This is a genomic window from Fulvivirga ligni (assembly GCF_021389935.1).
GTDB classification, from domain to species: Bacteria; Bacteroidota; Bacteroidia; order Cytophagales; family Cyclobacteriaceae; genus Fulvivirga; species Fulvivirga ligni.
Genome location: NZ_CP089979.1, coordinates 319354 through 333600, shown reverse-complemented (window position 1 = coordinate 333600; position 14247 = coordinate 319354). Strand labels below are relative to the sequence as shown.

Annotated in this window: 12 protein-coding genes and 1 riboswitch; of the genes, 6 read left to right on the top strand and 6 right to left on the bottom strand. The window is 39.2% G+C overall.

The features are described from left to right. The first annotated feature begins 71 nt into the window (after nt 1–71). From LVD16_RS01510 to LVD16_RS01500, 3 genes are all read left to right on the top strand, one after another. Entirely contained in the window at nt 72–1457 is a 1386-nt protein-coding gene (locus tag LVD16_RS01510) for a M28 family peptidase (protein ID WP_233771819.1), read from the top strand. Then, nucleotides 1444–2406, top strand: a complete 963-nt coding sequence (locus tag LVD16_RS01505) for an NAD(P)H-dependent flavin oxidoreductase (protein WP_233771818.1) — start codon at nt 1444–1446, stop codon at nt 2404–2406. Before LVD16_RS01510 ends, LVD16_RS01505 begins: the two co-directional genes overlap by 14 nt. Nucleotides 2407–2878: 472 nt before the next feature. Beyond that, nucleotides 2879–4129 carry an NRAMP family divalent metal transporter gene (locus LVD16_RS01500; RefSeq protein WP_233771817.1) on the top strand — a complete coding sequence of 417 codons (1251 nt, stop codon included), beginning with the start codon at nt 2879–2881 and terminating at the stop codon, nt 4127–4129. On the opposite strand, the gene LVD16_RS01495 is transcribed toward LVD16_RS01500, so the two are convergent. From LVD16_RS01495 to nqrF, 3 genes are all read right to left on the bottom strand, one after another. Further along, on the bottom strand, nt 4119–4856 hold the full coding sequence (locus LVD16_RS01495) for a DUF6503 family protein (RefSeq protein WP_233771816.1): 738 nt from the start codon (nt 4854–4856) through the stop codon (nt 4119–4121). The two genes, LVD16_RS01500 and LVD16_RS01495, sit on opposite strands and share 11 nt — an antisense overlap. A 1-nt stretch (nt 4857) precedes the next feature. Next, nucleotides 4858–6018 (bottom strand): formimidoylglutamase, encoded by a 1161-nt coding sequence (locus LVD16_RS01490; RefSeq protein WP_233771815.1) that lies wholly within the window; start codon nt 6016–6018, stop codon nt 4858–4860. Nucleotides 6019–6124: 106 nt separating this feature from the next. Then, on the bottom strand, nt 6125–7429 hold the full coding sequence (nqrF, locus tag LVD16_RS01485; protein ID WP_233771814.1) for an NADH:ubiquinone reductase (Na(+)-transporting) subunit F: 1305 nt from the start codon (nt 7427–7429) through the stop codon (nt 6125–6127). Nucleotides 7430–7680: 251 nt separating this feature from the next. Between nqrF and LVD16_RS01480 the strand changes: the two genes are divergently transcribed. After that, a complete protein-coding gene (locus LVD16_RS01480; protein ID WP_233771813.1) occupies nt 7681–9546 on the top strand; it encodes a choice-of-anchor I family protein in 1866 nt (621 codons plus the stop codon). A 64-nt stretch (nt 9547–9610) separates the two neighbouring features. Here the strand turns inward: LVD16_RS01480 and LVD16_RS01475 are convergent, their stop codons facing one another. From LVD16_RS01475 to LVD16_RS01465, 3 genes are read right to left on the bottom strand one after another with little or no spacing between them, the layout of a single operon-like run. After that, the gene (locus LVD16_RS01475) at nt 9611–10825 is read right to left on the bottom strand and encodes a homoserine dehydrogenase (protein WP_233771812.1); all 1215 of its coding nucleotides are present in this window, start codon (nt 10823–10825) and stop codon (nt 9611–9613) included. Between the two features lie 6 nt (nt 10826–10831). Next, nucleotides 10832–11884 carry a homoserine O-acetyltransferase MetX gene (metX, locus tag LVD16_RS01470; protein WP_233771811.1) on the bottom strand — a complete coding sequence of 351 codons (1053 nt, stop codon included), beginning with the start codon at nt 11882–11884 and terminating at the stop codon, nt 10832–10834. Next, a complete protein-coding gene (locus LVD16_RS01465) occupies nt 11862–13172 on the bottom strand; it encodes an O-acetylhomoserine aminocarboxypropyltransferase/cysteine synthase family protein (RefSeq protein WP_233771810.1) in 1311 nt (436 codons plus the stop codon). The genes metX and LVD16_RS01465 overlap by 23 nt, the downstream gene beginning before the upstream one ends. Before the next feature lie 263 nt (nt 13173–13435). Beyond that, nucleotides 13436–13560, bottom strand: a riboswitch (SAM riboswitch). 172 nt (nt 13561–13732) lie between these two features. Here LVD16_RS01465 and LVD16_RS01460 point away from each other — a divergent pair. Next, nucleotides 13733–13990: a type II toxin-antitoxin system Phd/YefM family antitoxin gene (locus LVD16_RS01460; protein WP_233771809.1), complete on the top strand. Its 258-nt coding sequence runs from the start codon at nt 13733–13735 to the stop codon at nt 13988–13990. Further along, nucleotides 13987–14244, top strand: a complete 258-nt coding sequence (locus tag LVD16_RS01455) for a Txe/YoeB family addiction module toxin (protein ID WP_233771808.1) — start codon at nt 13987–13989, stop codon at nt 14242–14244. The genes LVD16_RS01460 and LVD16_RS01455 overlap by 4 nt, the downstream gene beginning before the upstream one ends. Nucleotides 14245–14247: the final 3 nt, after the last annotated feature.

The following is a 14247-nucleotide window of genomic DNA, read 5'->3' as shown; positions in this document are numbered from 1 at the left end:
AAAAAGAGGCATAAATATAACCATCGGCGCAGTGAAGTAGGTTATGAGAATATTAATTAAATATTAGTTAAATGAGAATTGTAAATTTTGTATTGATCCTCGCATTATTGGGAATAGGATCAGCTAATGCTCAGGATGATAAAGAAATGCTAAAAAGCATCTTTGATGAGACTCTTCAGCACGGAGAGGCGTATCAGAAGCTTGATTATTTAAGTAATGAAATAGGCGGTAGGCTTAGTGGCTCACCTGAAGCAGCTGCGGCTGTGGAGTGGAGTAAGCAAACCATGAAGGCTTACGGATTCGATACTGTTTTCTTGCAAGAAGTAATGGTGCCTCACTGGGTGCGTGGTAAAAAAGAAATAGTAAAGGTTACAGGATCTGATATTTTTGGTCCGATGGAGCTGAAAACTTGTGCTTTAGGTAATTCTGTAGGCACTGGAGATCAAGGAGTTTTAGCTTCAGTGGTAGAGGTGAAAGATTTTGATGAATTAAAAAAGCTGGGTAAGTCAGGTGTGGCTGGTAAGATAGTTTTCTTTAGCCGCCCTATGGATCCTACTTTGATCAGTACGTTTGCGGCCTACGGTGGTGCTGTGGACCAAAGAGCAAAGGGAGCTTCTGAAGCAGCAAAATTAGGAGCCCTAGCTGTGGTTGTTAGGTCCATGGCTTCTAATGATGACGATATTCCTCATACCGGTGGCCTGGTTTATGAAAAAGGTGTGAAGCAAATTCCTGGTGTGGCAATAAGCACCAACTCTGCAAATTACTTAAGCAGAGCGTTAAAGGGTGATGCTAATACTAAGCTTTATATCGAAACACATTGTGAAATGCTGCCAGAAGTACTTTCTTATAATGTGATAGGGGAGATGACAGGAACTTCAAAGCCTAACGAATATATTGTAGTGGGTGGTCATTTAGATTCATGGGATCTTGGTGATGGTGCTCATGATGACGGTGCAGGTTGCGTACAGTCTATTGAAGTACTTAGAACTTTAAAAGCACTGAACTATAAGCCTAAGCATAGCATCAGAGCAGTAATGTATATGAATGAAGAGAATGGTTTACGTGGTGGATTAAAGTATGCAGAATTGGCTAAGAAAAATAAAGAGAAGCATTTGGCTGCTATCGAATCAGACAGAGGTGGTTTTACTCCTAAAGGATTTACCATATCAGGAACTAAAAAAGCTGTAAGCACTCTGGAATCATGGAAAGAACTATTTGAGCCATATGGCATTTATGATTTTGGTAAGCCTGGCTCAGGAGCAGATATAGGTCCTTTAGAGGATCAGGGGACTGCTTTGATTGGATTCTTGCCAGATTCTCAGCGCTATTTCAACTACCATCACACAGATGCTGATACATTTGACAAAATTGATAAGCGTGAACTGGAGATGGGTGCAGCAAGTATGGCCGCTTTAGTTTATCTGATTGATCAACACGGGATTGATGGAGCCCATTAAAACAGAGCTCACAGAAATGTTGGGTATTAAGTACCCGATAATAATAGCTCCAATGTTTCTGGTGTCTAACACCACTATGGTTATTGAGGCGGTAAAAGCTGGTATAACTGGTGCAATTCCCGCACTCAACTATAGAACCAACGAGGAGTTTAGTGCAGCACTAAAAGAAATACGTAGCCAGGTGTCAGGGCCGATTGGAATTAATTTAATAGTTAATAAATCAAACTATAAATTAAAACAACAACTAGATACCTGCGTGGAGCATAAAGTAGATTTCATTATCACTTCCCTTGGAAGTCCAAAGGAAGTGATAGCAGCCTGTAAGAAGAATGGTATAAAAGTTTTTTGTGATGTCACAGAGGCTTCCTATGCTAAAAAAGTAGAGGCGCTGGGTGCTGATGCTGTTATTGCGGTAAATTCTGAAGCGGGTGGCCATGCAGGTAACATTCCTGCTGCGGAGTTGATCCCAATGTTAAAAGAGGCCTGCAATATCCCTGTTATTTCTGCCGGAGGTGTGGCTACTGGCACCCAGTTTAAAGAAAAACTGGAAGCAGGATCCTGTGGTATTTCTATGGGTAGCCCGTTTATAGCATCTGACGAGGCAGGAGTTTCTGATGACTATAAAAAGGCCATCGTGCAATATGGAGGCAAGGATATAGTAATGACAGATAAGCTGTCAGGTACGCCTTGCACAGTTATAAACACGCCATATGTGCAGAAGATTGGGACTAGCCAGAATTGGCTAGAGAGGTTGCTCAATAAAAACAGAACCTTGAAGAAGTATGTGAAGATGCTCACCTTTTATAAAGGGATGAAAAGTCTTCAAAATGCAGCCTTTGGAGCTACTTATAAAACGGTCTGGTGTGCAGGCCCCTCAATAGAGTATGTCAAGGAGGTGCGGCCTGTGAAAAAGATAGTAGAAGATTTGATAAAAGAGTATTACTCATAAAAGAAAAAGGGAGCCATTTGGCTCCCTTTTCTGGTTTACAGGTATTTTATGATCTTCGACCAAAAAATCCCCGGGTTTAGGTTGAAATTAAAAATCTTAATTTCTGGTTGAATTAGGTTGAGACGCAATATGCCAAATCTTGTGTGATTTATAAAGGTAATTATTGCTCTAAACTTACGTTTGACCAAGCTTGCCTGTAAGTGTAGAGATTTCTTACATCTTGCTGAACCTGAACAGTATTGCTGATAATTTTTATTCAATATTAAAATAGTTTTATTATTAGCTTTCAAACCAGTGTTGAGTAGTGAGTTGTCGATTTTGTTTAAAAAAGACTTCATCAAAATGAAATAAATGTTACATTGAACACTTATTTCATTTTAATAAATAATTTTTGAACTCAGCCCGCTCGATTTTTCAGGTTCAAAGTCAGTAAACTTTAACTCTTTGTTTTATAGATAATTAGCAAATTGCCTTGAAATATAAAGCCCGACTTATACAAATTCTTTTCTGGTCAGTTATTTCGGCTGCATTCATTGGGCCTGGCACTTTAGCCACAGCTTCCGCAGCCGGAGCTTCTTATGGAGTGCAATTAGTTTGGGCTCTGATTTTTTCAACATTGGCATGTATTGTTCTACAAGAAATGGCCGCTCGAATTACCATTGTCAGCGGTAAGCATATTACCCAAATACTTGCCGGAAGAAAAATCATGGCTGTAATCGGCGTCTCTGTGATTATAGGTTGTGCGGCTTATGAGGCTGGCAATATACTTGGAGCTTTATCAGGTCTGAAACAATTGATTCCAATGGCTGATTTATTAGGCGTAATTATACTTGGTATACTTTGCTTATTGATTTTAGCGCTTGGAAATGTTCAGCAAGTCACTAAGTCATTAGGCACTATGGTGGCCGTCATGGGCGTTCTCGTATGTTTGGTGGCTTTGCAGCTTGATTTTAGTCATTGGGAAATTCAAGAAATAATGCCTTCAATCCCGTCAGATAGTGAGTGGATAGTGATAGGGCTTATAGGAACCACCATTGTTCCCTACAATTTATTTCTTGGTTCTGGGATCAGTAACGGCCATGATTTGAAAGGGATGAGGTTTGGGTTAGTAATCTCTGTGCTTTTCGGAGGAATTATTTCTATAGCTATCCTCTTGGTGGGAACAGAAATGTCAGGGACGGTATCTTTTGTTAAGCTCACCGAGGTGGTAGGAAATCACCTGGGAGCCTGGGCTGGAGCGGCTATGGCTATAGGTTTATTGGTGGCAGGTTTTACCTCTTCAGTAACGGCACCACTGGCTGCCGGATTAATAGCTAAAGATATTTTTAAGCATCAAAAGGCCTATAGTTATGGCTGGTTATCAGTGCTGGCAGTAGGGCTCATATTTGGTGTGTTAAATATTAAACCTATTCCAATCATTATTCTGGCTCAAGGCCTAAATGGCACTGTTTTGCCCTTAGTGGCGGTCTTTCTGGTTATTCAGGCCAACAATGCTACCTTGTTAAAAGGACAAGTTAACCCATGGTGGCTGAATGTAATGGCCTTCATTATAATAGACCTTGTAATGATTATTGGCCTCAGCAATATTTTGGGAGCATTGGGTAAAATATCTGACTTCACACTTGAGAATAATCTTAACAAGCTGTTGATACTTCAGCTTTTATCATTGCCGGTTTTAGTTTATACTATATTCAAAGTGAATAAAGTCAGAACTATTCGATAGAGTTGACTGTAATAGACTCTAAATTAATCTCTGATAGCTTTTCTAACTTTCCATTGGAATATACCTCATCAATTTTTTCTAGCTCCACCTCTTCGGTAGGTTGTAAATTATTATAATCTACAAACCGGATATCTGATATGGTTCTTTCATTATAAGCTTCTCTGAATCTCATACCACCGCCATTCGTATTATATTCATATGCCAGATAATCGATGTTTTTGGTGTCTTTGTTGATCCAATAGATAAATACATCTTCAAAATCTTCGCCACCACCAGCTTGATCGAACGTCACTTTTATTTTGTGGTATTGTTCATCTTTAATGGTCACTTCTCCTAGATAGTTGTTGTTAACCGCAGCATCATTTAAGCTGTAGGGAAGTAAGGCAAAGTAAATCACAGAGTTTACAGAATTGCTGTACTTGTGACTCATTGTGTCTGGCAGGTTTACTGTTTTTCCGTTTATTTCTCTTTTAAATCCGTCGTTAGTAAGTACATCTCTAACCAGCCCCGCAGTATCTTGGAATAGTCGCACATATTCGAATTTGCCATTGCTAAACTTTGCGCCATATTCCTTATCTCTAAATTTAAATTCTACCTCTTTACCATTCAGATTTTCTGATCCGGCTTGTACTATGGCCTCATTCATGATGTTTTCAGCTGAAGGAGAGCTACAATTTAACATAAGAAACCCTAAGGCAATCAGTATGAATAGGGATAGATTTTTCATGTTAGATTAGTTTGGCGTGGGTGGTGATGTATCTTTCTGGCAGCTCGCCTTTGGTGGCTATTTGATAGTCAGTGTAGGAGCAAGGTATGATGCAGTTTCTGGAATATTTTTCCTTTCCTTGCGGGTAAGGTACCTCCATCCACCATTTTTCACTGATTTTACTTTTGTAGAAGTGTAGTACTTCAGGTTCAGAAGGCATGGATACTACAAATCTGAGATAGTCATTATTCTTGAAGTTATTTTCATTTTTACGATTATAAAAACCTTCGATAAAATACCAGATCATGGTGGCCACTACCGCTGCAGTTTTGTAAGTAGGGTCGTCTAACTCAGGGTTATATTCATAAAAGCCTGCCGAGCTTAATTTTTCATTTATTCCTGCATACCAGCATATTTGACAAGCTTCTTCGCCAGTTAGTCCAAAAGGTTGAGCACTGGCATTTCCAGGCGCGTCGCTACTTTTTATGGCTGTAACATCAAAAGAAAGCATGTCAGCATTTCTAATGATAGGCTCCATTTCTTTGATATTAGACCTCAAATGCCCTATTCGGTATGCTTCAAAGTATAGCTTCTCTAAAATGGCTATAGCGTTAGGATCAATCAAATAGCTTTGATAGCCCAGGTGGCTATAGTTGAAAAGGTAATTTGGTTCGTGCAGCAGGATTTTATGGATATGTTGCTCGTTGGCACTTACCGTAGCGCCATCTTCCATATCAAGAAAAGCATCTACATTTAACAAGCTGATAAGTTTATCCAGATCTTCATATGCCATATATTGGCCGTAATCTAAATCATGTGAGCCACCAATAAGCAAGGGCAACACATTATTTTCGATTAGATTTTGGCAAACTTCTTTTATTCTACCCAACGTTTCGCTCCTGTCTACACCATTTCTTAAGGTGCCCATATCTACAATTTTGTAAGCTCCATGGCCCTTTTTTAGGTTAAATAATTTTTTGCGGATTTGAATACTTCCTTTGGCTGTTCCCTTATTTAGCTCTGTTCCTGCCTCTTCGTTTACACCTATGATGGCGATGTCAGCGTTTCTGTAGTCTGGCATCTTATCAGTATAAACTTTTATGTTTTTATAGAAGCTGTTGGCTTGTCTTATGTGAGCGAAATGCTCTTCCTCAATAGGAGAAAAGAAGATTTTTAAATCCATGTGTTACAGTTGCTTTGAAATCTAAATTTAGACTTTTGATCACTAATTAAAAACAAAAAACCCTAAAGCCGGAACTTTAGGGTTTTCTGTTTATATATTTCTTGGATTAACCTCCGAAGTCATCAAATCTGATGTTTTCTGGCGGAATACCCATTTCGTCGAGCATTTTAAGTACCGCTGCATTCATCAAAGGAGGTCCACATAAGTAGAATTCTACTTCTTCTGGCTCCGGATGATCTTTTAGGTAATTATCGAAAAGTGATTGGTGAATGAAACCGGTGTATCCATCAGCATCACGATCATCTAAACTTTTCTTTAATTTCCAGTTATCTTCAGGTAAAGGCTCAGAAAGAGCAATGTTAAATTGAAAGTTAGGGAACTCATCTTCAATTTTTCTGAAGTGATTCACATAGAATAATTCTTTCTTAGAACGACCACCATACCAGTAAGATACTTTTCTATCTGTTTTTAAAGTATGGAATAAGTGGAAGATCTGTGCTCTTAATGGAGCCATACCAGCACCACCACCAATGTAGATCATTTCACGGTCAGTGTAGTTAATAGCAAACTCTCCGTAAGGACCAGAAACTGTAACTTTATCACCTGGTTTTCTTGAGAATACATAAGAAGAGCAAATACCTGGGTTAACTTCCATCCACTTACCAGCATCTCTATCCCATGGTGGAGTAGCAATCCTGATGTTAAGCATTACTATGTTACCTTCCGCAGGGTGGTTAGCCATAGAATATGCTCTGTAGATAGGCTCGTCATTTTTCATCACTAAGCTCCAAAGACCGAATTTATCCCAGTCAGACTGGAATACGTCATCTGGGTGACCAAGCTCAGGCTTAGGCATGATGTCCATTTCAGAGAAGTTTACAGTAATAGCAGGTACATCTATCTGTACATAACCACCAGCTTCGAAGTCAAGAGTCTCTCCTTCAGGAAGCTTCACTACAAACTCTTTAATGAAAGTAGACACGTTGTAGTTAGATACCACTTCGCATTCCCACTTCTTAATACCGAAGATTTCTTCAGGTATTTTTATTTTCATGTCTTGCTTTACCTTTACCTGGCAAGAAAGACGAACATTTTCTTTTTGTTCTGTACGACTCAGGTGTCCAACTTCAGTAGGCAATACGTCTCCGCCACCTTCCTCAACTATACACTTACACATGGCACAAGTACCACCACCACCGCAGGCAGAAGGTAAGAAAATTTTCTGCGCTGATAAGGTAGAAAGTAAGGTAGAACCTGCAGAAGTTACAAGTGGTTTGTCAGACTCCCCATTAATAACGATGTTTACCGGCCCCGACTGAACAAGCTTCGACTGAGCGAAAAGAAGAATAAACACCAATAGCATTATGATAATCGTAAATGCTATGATGGATGTTAAAATAATTGTACTCATTGAATTTGAATGATTTATTCAATAAAAAATTGCCCCCTACACAAGGGTCTACAAATATATTTAGGAATTGTCGAAAACTATAACTTGAAACCTTAAAATTTGAAACTTGAGATAAATAATGAAAGGTTTTTTCGTTGTTAACATTGTGTTTTTATTTGAGGCTTCAAATTAATAGTATCATAATTATTTCTTAATCACATTATGGGCTATATGCGCTTAGTTTCGTGAGCTTAATTAATTAAACCAATACCATGAAAAAAATTATTATATCATTAGCTCTTTTGGCTATGATAACCCTACAGTTTAGCTGTTCGGATGATGAAGATTGCTGTGATGTGCCTAACGTGCTGGAGTTTGTTGAAACTACAGGAAGCATACCTGAAGATTCTATCGGACACCCTGTATACATAAGATTCTCCACCATTTCTAATGAAGATAGAACGGTGGAAGTAACTATCCCTAATACTGAAGTTTACGGAGAAGACTTTACTACTACACCTAATGGTGCATCGGGTAAAATAGCTGTTACCGTACCTGCAGGGGAAACATACAGTGGTTTTTTAGTTAATGCCATTGATAATAATGTTGATGAAGAGGATAAAACCATAAAATTTGGTTTTGGTAGTGGATTTGAATTAGGATCCCAAAAGACATTTACTTTGACTATTAAGGATGACGAAGCCGCCGTAGTAGAAGATCCCTCATCTTTCGAGAAAATTGGGTCCATAAACCTGGCTACCGGCACTGATGGCGGAGCCGCCGAAATTTCCGCCTATGATCCATCTACTAAGAAGTTATTTGTAGTTAATAATGAGAACGATTCAAAAATTGACATTCTCGATTTTTCTGATCCTTCTAACTTATCTGCTATAGGTAGTATAGATATCACGCCTTATGGTGGTGGTGTAAATAGTGTAGCCGTAAAGAATGGTCTTTTGGCAGCAGCAGTAGAAGCTGATAACAAGCAAGAAAATGGAAAAGTAGTTGTGTTCAAAACCTCAGATCATACCGAGGTAAAAGTTGTGACTGTTGGTGCGTTGCCTGATATGGTGACATTTTCTCCGGATGCAAAGTATATTTTATCTGCTAATGAAGGTGAGCCTGATGATGATTATGAAGTAGACCCTAATGGATCTATTTCAATTATAAATGTTGCTTCTGATTATGCTGTAACTACACTTTCTTTTGATGGTTTTGCAGCAGACCAAGCTACTCTGGAAGCTGAAGGATTTAGAATATTCGGACCGGGTGCTTCCTTCGCGCAAGATGTTGAGCCTGAATACATTACTATATCTGATGATTCGAAGTATGCCTGGGTAAGTTTACAGGAAAATAATGGAATTGCTAAAGTTGATATTGATGCTGGTGCTATCACTAAGATTTTTCCATTAGGGTTTAAAGATTTTAGTGCTGAGGGTAATGAAATTGACCCTAGCGATAAAGATGATGAGGTGAGCTTTGGTCTGTACCCTGTAAAGGGGATCTATATGCCGGATGCATTAGCTTATTTCAGCGTTGGAGAAACTGAGTATATTATTACTGCCAATGAAGGCGATACCAGAGATTATGATGGCTACAGCGAAGAAGAAAGAGCCAAGAGTATATATATTGATCAAATGGAATTTGAAGATCCAAACATTCAAGATGATGATAAGCTAGGAAGGCTTACTATTACTACTACACTTGGAGACACTGATACTGATGGGATTTTCGAAGAACTTTATGTTCCTGGAGCTCGCTCTTTCAGTATTTGGGATGCCAGCAATGGAGATCTAAAATATGATTGCGGTAGCGCCATGGAAAAAGCTATTAATGATTATGGCATATATGATGATAGCAGAAGCGATAACAAAGGCGTGGAGCCAGAAGGTGTAACTATAGGTAAAATGGGCGATAAAGTAATCGCTTTCATAGGTTTAGAAAGAGTGGATGCCGTGGTGGTTTATGATGTTACTAATCCTGAGCAGCCTACTTTCTTACAAATATTAGAGACGGGAGATGCTCCTGAAGGTCTAATATTTATCCCGGCTAGCCAGAGCCCAACCGGCGCTAGTTTACTAGTTGTAAGTTCTGAGGATGATGGTCAGGTAATGGTTTTCGAAGCTAGTGCTTTGTAAATAAAAAATATCCCAAAAATAAAGAAGCCTCCTTATCTGCAAGTCAGAAAGGAGGCTTCCTACTTTAAGCGTATGAGTAGGTTAGCTTAGATACTTCTATTTCGGCGTCTTTGCCAGATGTGAATACTACATTCACTTTATGATCTGCTTCTTTCAAAATATTCTTCAGATCAGATAATTCAATTTTACCGATTAAATAACCGTGTTTCTGACCGATAAACTTCTCTGAAATAGATTCAAAAAGAGAAAGGTCTATGTCATTAACATCGTCAAATCTTAGGTACACTTCAGAGGCACCTTCTGTGATGGTAAGTGGCCTGCTTTCATTATAATTATAAGAGTAGTCTTTTGTAAGTGAGGCTACATCGGCCAGTACTGCCAGGCCTGTAGGCAAACTTCCTGCACCTTTACCTATTAATGTTTGCTCACTGGCATATTTACCATTGATGAGCACACAGTTAAACTCATTCTCTACATGGTAAAGAGGATTATCAGAGTCTATATAATGAGGTGCAACAAGCAATGAAATTTGATCATCAATAGTACTGGCTTTGGCTACAAGTTTGATTTTTAAATCACGCTCTTTAGCAAATTCAATGTCTTGATCAGAAATATTCTGGATACCCCAGTTAAAGATGTTTTCCGGATGCACCGCAATACCGAAAGCATGCTGAATAACTATGCTAAGCTTAAACTTAGGGTCAAAACCGCCGACATCTAGCGTTGGGTCTGTTTCGGCAAAGCCATTGTCCTGAGCTTCTTTCAGTGCCTCTGCATATGACTGCCCCTCTTGAAATAACTTGGTTAAGATATAATTAGAAGAGCCATTGAAAATGCCTTTCACCTCAGTAATTTGCTCTGAAGCGTAGTAATCATTTAGGTTTCTGATTACAGGAATACTACCACATACTGCTCCTTCATAAAGAAGCGGAGTATTGTATTTTTGCTGTAGCTCTATCAATTCAGGCAGGTTTTCGGCCACCATCTTTTTATTGGCAGATACCACAGCTTTCCCCTTTTCTAATGATTTTTTCACAATATCAAAAGCAGCTTTGGCATCATCGATTAGCTCCACCACAATATTGATATTTTCATCATTTAAAATCTCTTCAGGATCATAAATGAATTTATCTTTAGAAATAGGAGACCTGTCTTTATCTCTGTTTTTCACGCAGATCTTCACGATCTCTGCATCCAGATCATTATTGGTAGTAAGTGTCTCGTAAAGTCCTTTCCCTACACATCCAAATCCAAAAAGTCCGATCTTATATTTGCTCATGCGTATTTATTTCAAAAAATTCTTAATCTCTTTTGTTAATGCCTCAGTTTCAATGAGAAAGCCATCGTGGCCATAAAATGAATCAATGATTATAAACTGAGCATCTTTAATGTTTTTGGCTATAAACTTTTGCTCTGCCGCCGGAAAAAGAAGGTCAGATTGAATGCCTACCACTAGTGTTCTGGCTGTGATAGCTTTTAGGGCATGCGGTACTGATTTTTTTCCTCTTCCAATATTATGGCTGTCCATAGCTTTACTTAAATACCAGTAGGAAGCCGTTGAAAATCTGTCACTTAACTTCTGTCCCTGGTAGTACTGATAGCTGGCTGCTTTAAAATCATCTACCCGATCATCAAAATCAGTCTGTGTTTTTCTGTAGGTAGTTTGATTTCTGTAGGATAACATGGCTACTGCACGTGCGGCCTGTAGTCCTTTTTTGCCAGCATCAGGAGTTTTGTCTTTGTAAGTAGGATCGGCTTCGATCGCCATTCTTTGAGCTGTGTTAAAGCCAATGCCCCAAGCCGAGTGCCTGGCATTAGTAGCGATAACGCAGATGTTCTCAAATAAATCCGGCTCTGAGCAAGACCACTCTAAAAGCTGCTGTCCGCCCATGGATCCACCTATTCCAAAATATATTTTCTCTATGCCTAGATGCGTTTTTAGCAGTTTATGACTCTCAACCATATCTTTCACTGTAACCAGTGGAAAGTCGAAGCCATATATTTTACCCGTAGCAGGATCAATACTTGCCGGACCGGAAGTGCCATAGCATGAGCCAAGAATGTTAGCACATACAATGAAATATTTATCCGGATCAATAAAATCACCTTTACCCACCAGGCCAGGCCACCATTCCATGGGGTCAGCATTGGCAGTGAGTGCGTGAAATATCCAAATCACGTTATCCTTTGCAGGAGAAAGCTTTCCGTAAGTAGTGTAACTGATCTCAAGCCCAGGGAGTGTTTCTCCACACTCCAGGCTGAACTCTTGATCATACGTATAGGTATTCAAATTTGGCGTCTTTATGTCTTGTTCGTCAATAAACTGCGTTGAAGGCATTGTCTAAATCTGCTTTTAAATCTTCAATATGTTCTATCCCTGCTGATAGCCTCAAAAGATTTGGTAATACTCCTGAAGCCAGCTGTTCCTCATCACTAAGCTGCTGGTGGGTAGTAGCTGACGGCTGAATGATCAATGTTTTGGCGTCTCCTACGTTGGCCAAATGACTGATCAGCTTTAGGCTATCTACAAATTTGGTGGCTTGCTCTTTACCTCCTTTCAGCTCAAAAGAAAGTACACCTCCAAAACCTCTTTTTAAATATTTTTTAGCCAGGTCATGATACTTGCTGCTTTCCAGCCCTGGGTAATTTACTTTAGCTACATTTTCATGCTGCTCCAGCCATTTGGCCAGTTCTAATGCATTTTCCACTGTTCTTTGTACTCTCAAAGAAAGAGTTTCTATTCCCTGAATCAGTTGGAAAGAATTGAATGGGCTCAATGCAGGACCGAAGTCTCTTAAACCTTCCACTCTTGCTCTGATTGCAAAAGCAATATTTGGCAGGCCTAACGGGTTGTTTTCTCCAAAAGTATCCCAGAAATTCAGTCCGTGATATCCTTCTGAAGGCTCAGTAAACTGAGGAAATTTGCCATTGCCCCAGTTGTAATTTCCACTGTCAATAATTACTCCACCGATAGAGGTTCCATGTCCGCCGATCCATTTGGTGGCTGAGGCCACGACTACGGCAGCACCGTGTTCGATAGGTCTGAATAAATATCCGCCAGCTCCAAAAGTATTATCAACTACTAAAGGAATGTCATGCTTTTTGGCCACTGCTGCGATAGCATCTAAATCTGGAATATTGAAACCAGGGTTTCCGATAGTTTCCAGATATATGGCTTTAGTATTTTCATCTATTAATGCTTCAAAATCTTCAGCTTTATCGCTTTTGGCAAACTTTACATTGATGCCGATTCTTTTGAAAGCTACTTTAAATTGATTGTAAGTTCCTCCATACAAGAAAGGAGATGCTACAAAGCTGTCGCCGGCCTGTAGGAAGTTATTCAGGGCTATGAATTGGGCTGCTTGTCCACTACCTACGCCTAATGCGGCTACTCCACCTTCCAATGCCGCGATGCGTTTTTCAAACACATCGGTGGTAGGGTTCATTATACGTGTATAGATGTTGCCAAATTCTTTTAGTGCGAAAAGATTAGCGCCATGCTCAGAATCCTTGAAAGTATAAGAAGTAGTTTGGTAAAGAGGCACAGCTCTTGATCTGGTTGATGCTTCAACATCTTCATAGCCAGCGTGTAGCTGTAGGGTTTCGAAATTCAGTTCTTGAGACATTTTGAGTAGTATTTTTGTTTATTGGATTTATTTTATCTGATTTTGATAGCTATGGTCATTTTAATTTTGGACGTAAGCTTTCTTGGCTGAAAGATCAGCTAATCTGTGTTGAGTACTTTATGGGAAAAGTACTAGCAACAGCAACAACAGCACATGCCGTTGGCGTGAAAATCAGATAAAATAGTTGAGGTTAGCGCCTGTATTGATCGCTGGAAAGTGGCTAACAGCCCTGTTTGATGTTGGATTGATCTTTTCATTGCATCAATTTATATTCTCCCGTATCCGTACACTTGACGAACATTCTTGGGATCAGGAAGTAGCACCTTGGATTGGTGACCAGGTTGCTAGCGCTTCGACGAGCCTGTCTCTCCACGCTTCTTTATAAATCGATTCTCTCAGATGAGTTCATCGAATTGATGCTACAAACGTAAGTAGCGTTTACAATGTTTCCAAATAAAGGATCGGAAAAATTTTATATGTATAGGATTGACAAGTAAATCATTTGAGAACTTATTCCTAATTAAGTACGTATATTAGTACATAATAATGTTAATTAAATTATGATAGCTGCAAATTTTTCAGAATTTAGAACTGGCCTAAAAAAGTTTTTAGATCAGGTAGAAGACGATAATCAGACTTTAATTATTAAAAGGAAAAGTGGGAAAGGAAGTGTGGTAATCTCTTTGGATGAATACAATTCTATCATGGAAACCCTGCATCTGTTAAGTTCCAGGAAAAACTCGGATAGACTTTATGAATCCATTCAACAAATGAAGTCGGGTAAAACTGTTAGCCCCAAGTTGGATGAGTTAGGATGATAATTACCTTTACGGAAAATGCCTGGGAGGACTATCTCTATTGGCAGCAGGTAGATAAAAAGATGATCAAAAAGATCAATGCGTTGATTAAAGGTATACAGAGAGAGCCCTTTGAGGGAATTGGTAAGCCTGAACCTTTAAAATATGATCTTGCTGGTTTCTGGTCCAGAAGAATAGATCAGGAGCATAGATTGGTATATCAGGTTAATGATGGTGAATTGCTAATTTATGCTTGTAGGTATCATTATGATTAAAAG

What these genes read in the sequence shown, in the direction of transcription:
- LVD16_RS01495 (WP_233771816.1), bottom strand. Translation starts at nt 4,856, where the DNA reads ATGAAAAATCTATCCCTATTCATACTGATTGCCTTAGGGTTTCTTATG.
- LVD16_RS01490 (WP_233771815.1), bottom strand. Translation starts at nt 6,018, where the DNA reads ATGGATTTAAAAATCTTCTTTTCTCCTATTGAGGAAGAGCATTTCGCT.
- LVD16_RS01460 (WP_233771809.1), top strand. Translation starts at nt 13,733, where the DNA reads ATGATAGCTGCAAATTTTTCAGAATTTAGAACTGGCCTAAAAAAGTTT.
- LVD16_RS01505 (WP_233771818.1), top strand. Translation starts at nt 1,444, where the DNA reads ATGGAGCCCATTAAAACAGAGCTCACAGAAATGTTGGGTATTAAGTAC.
- nqrF (WP_233771814.1), bottom strand. Translation starts at nt 7,429, where the DNA reads ATGAGTACAATTATTTTAACATCCATCATAGCATTTACGATTATCATA.
- LVD16_RS01465 (WP_233771810.1), bottom strand. Translation starts at nt 13,172, where the DNA reads ATGTCTCAAGAACTGAATTTCGAAACCCTACAGCTACACGCTGGCTAT.
- LVD16_RS01480 (WP_233771813.1), top strand. Translation starts at nt 7,681, where the DNA reads ATGAAAAAAATTATTATATCATTAGCTCTTTTGGCTATGATAACCCTA.
- LVD16_RS01510 (WP_233771819.1), top strand. Translation starts at nt 72, where the DNA reads ATGAGAATTGTAAATTTTGTATTGATCCTCGCATTATTGGGAATAGGA.
- metX (WP_233771811.1), bottom strand. Translation starts at nt 11,884, where the DNA reads ATGCCTTCAACGCAGTTTATTGACGAACAAGACATAAAGACGCCAAAT.
- LVD16_RS01455 (WP_233771808.1), top strand. Translation starts at nt 13,987, where the DNA reads ATGATAATTACCTTTACGGAAAATGCCTGGGAGGACTATCTCTATTGG.
- LVD16_RS01475 (WP_233771812.1), bottom strand. Translation starts at nt 10,825, where the DNA reads ATGAGCAAATATAAGATCGGACTTTTTGGATTTGGATGTGTAGGGAAA.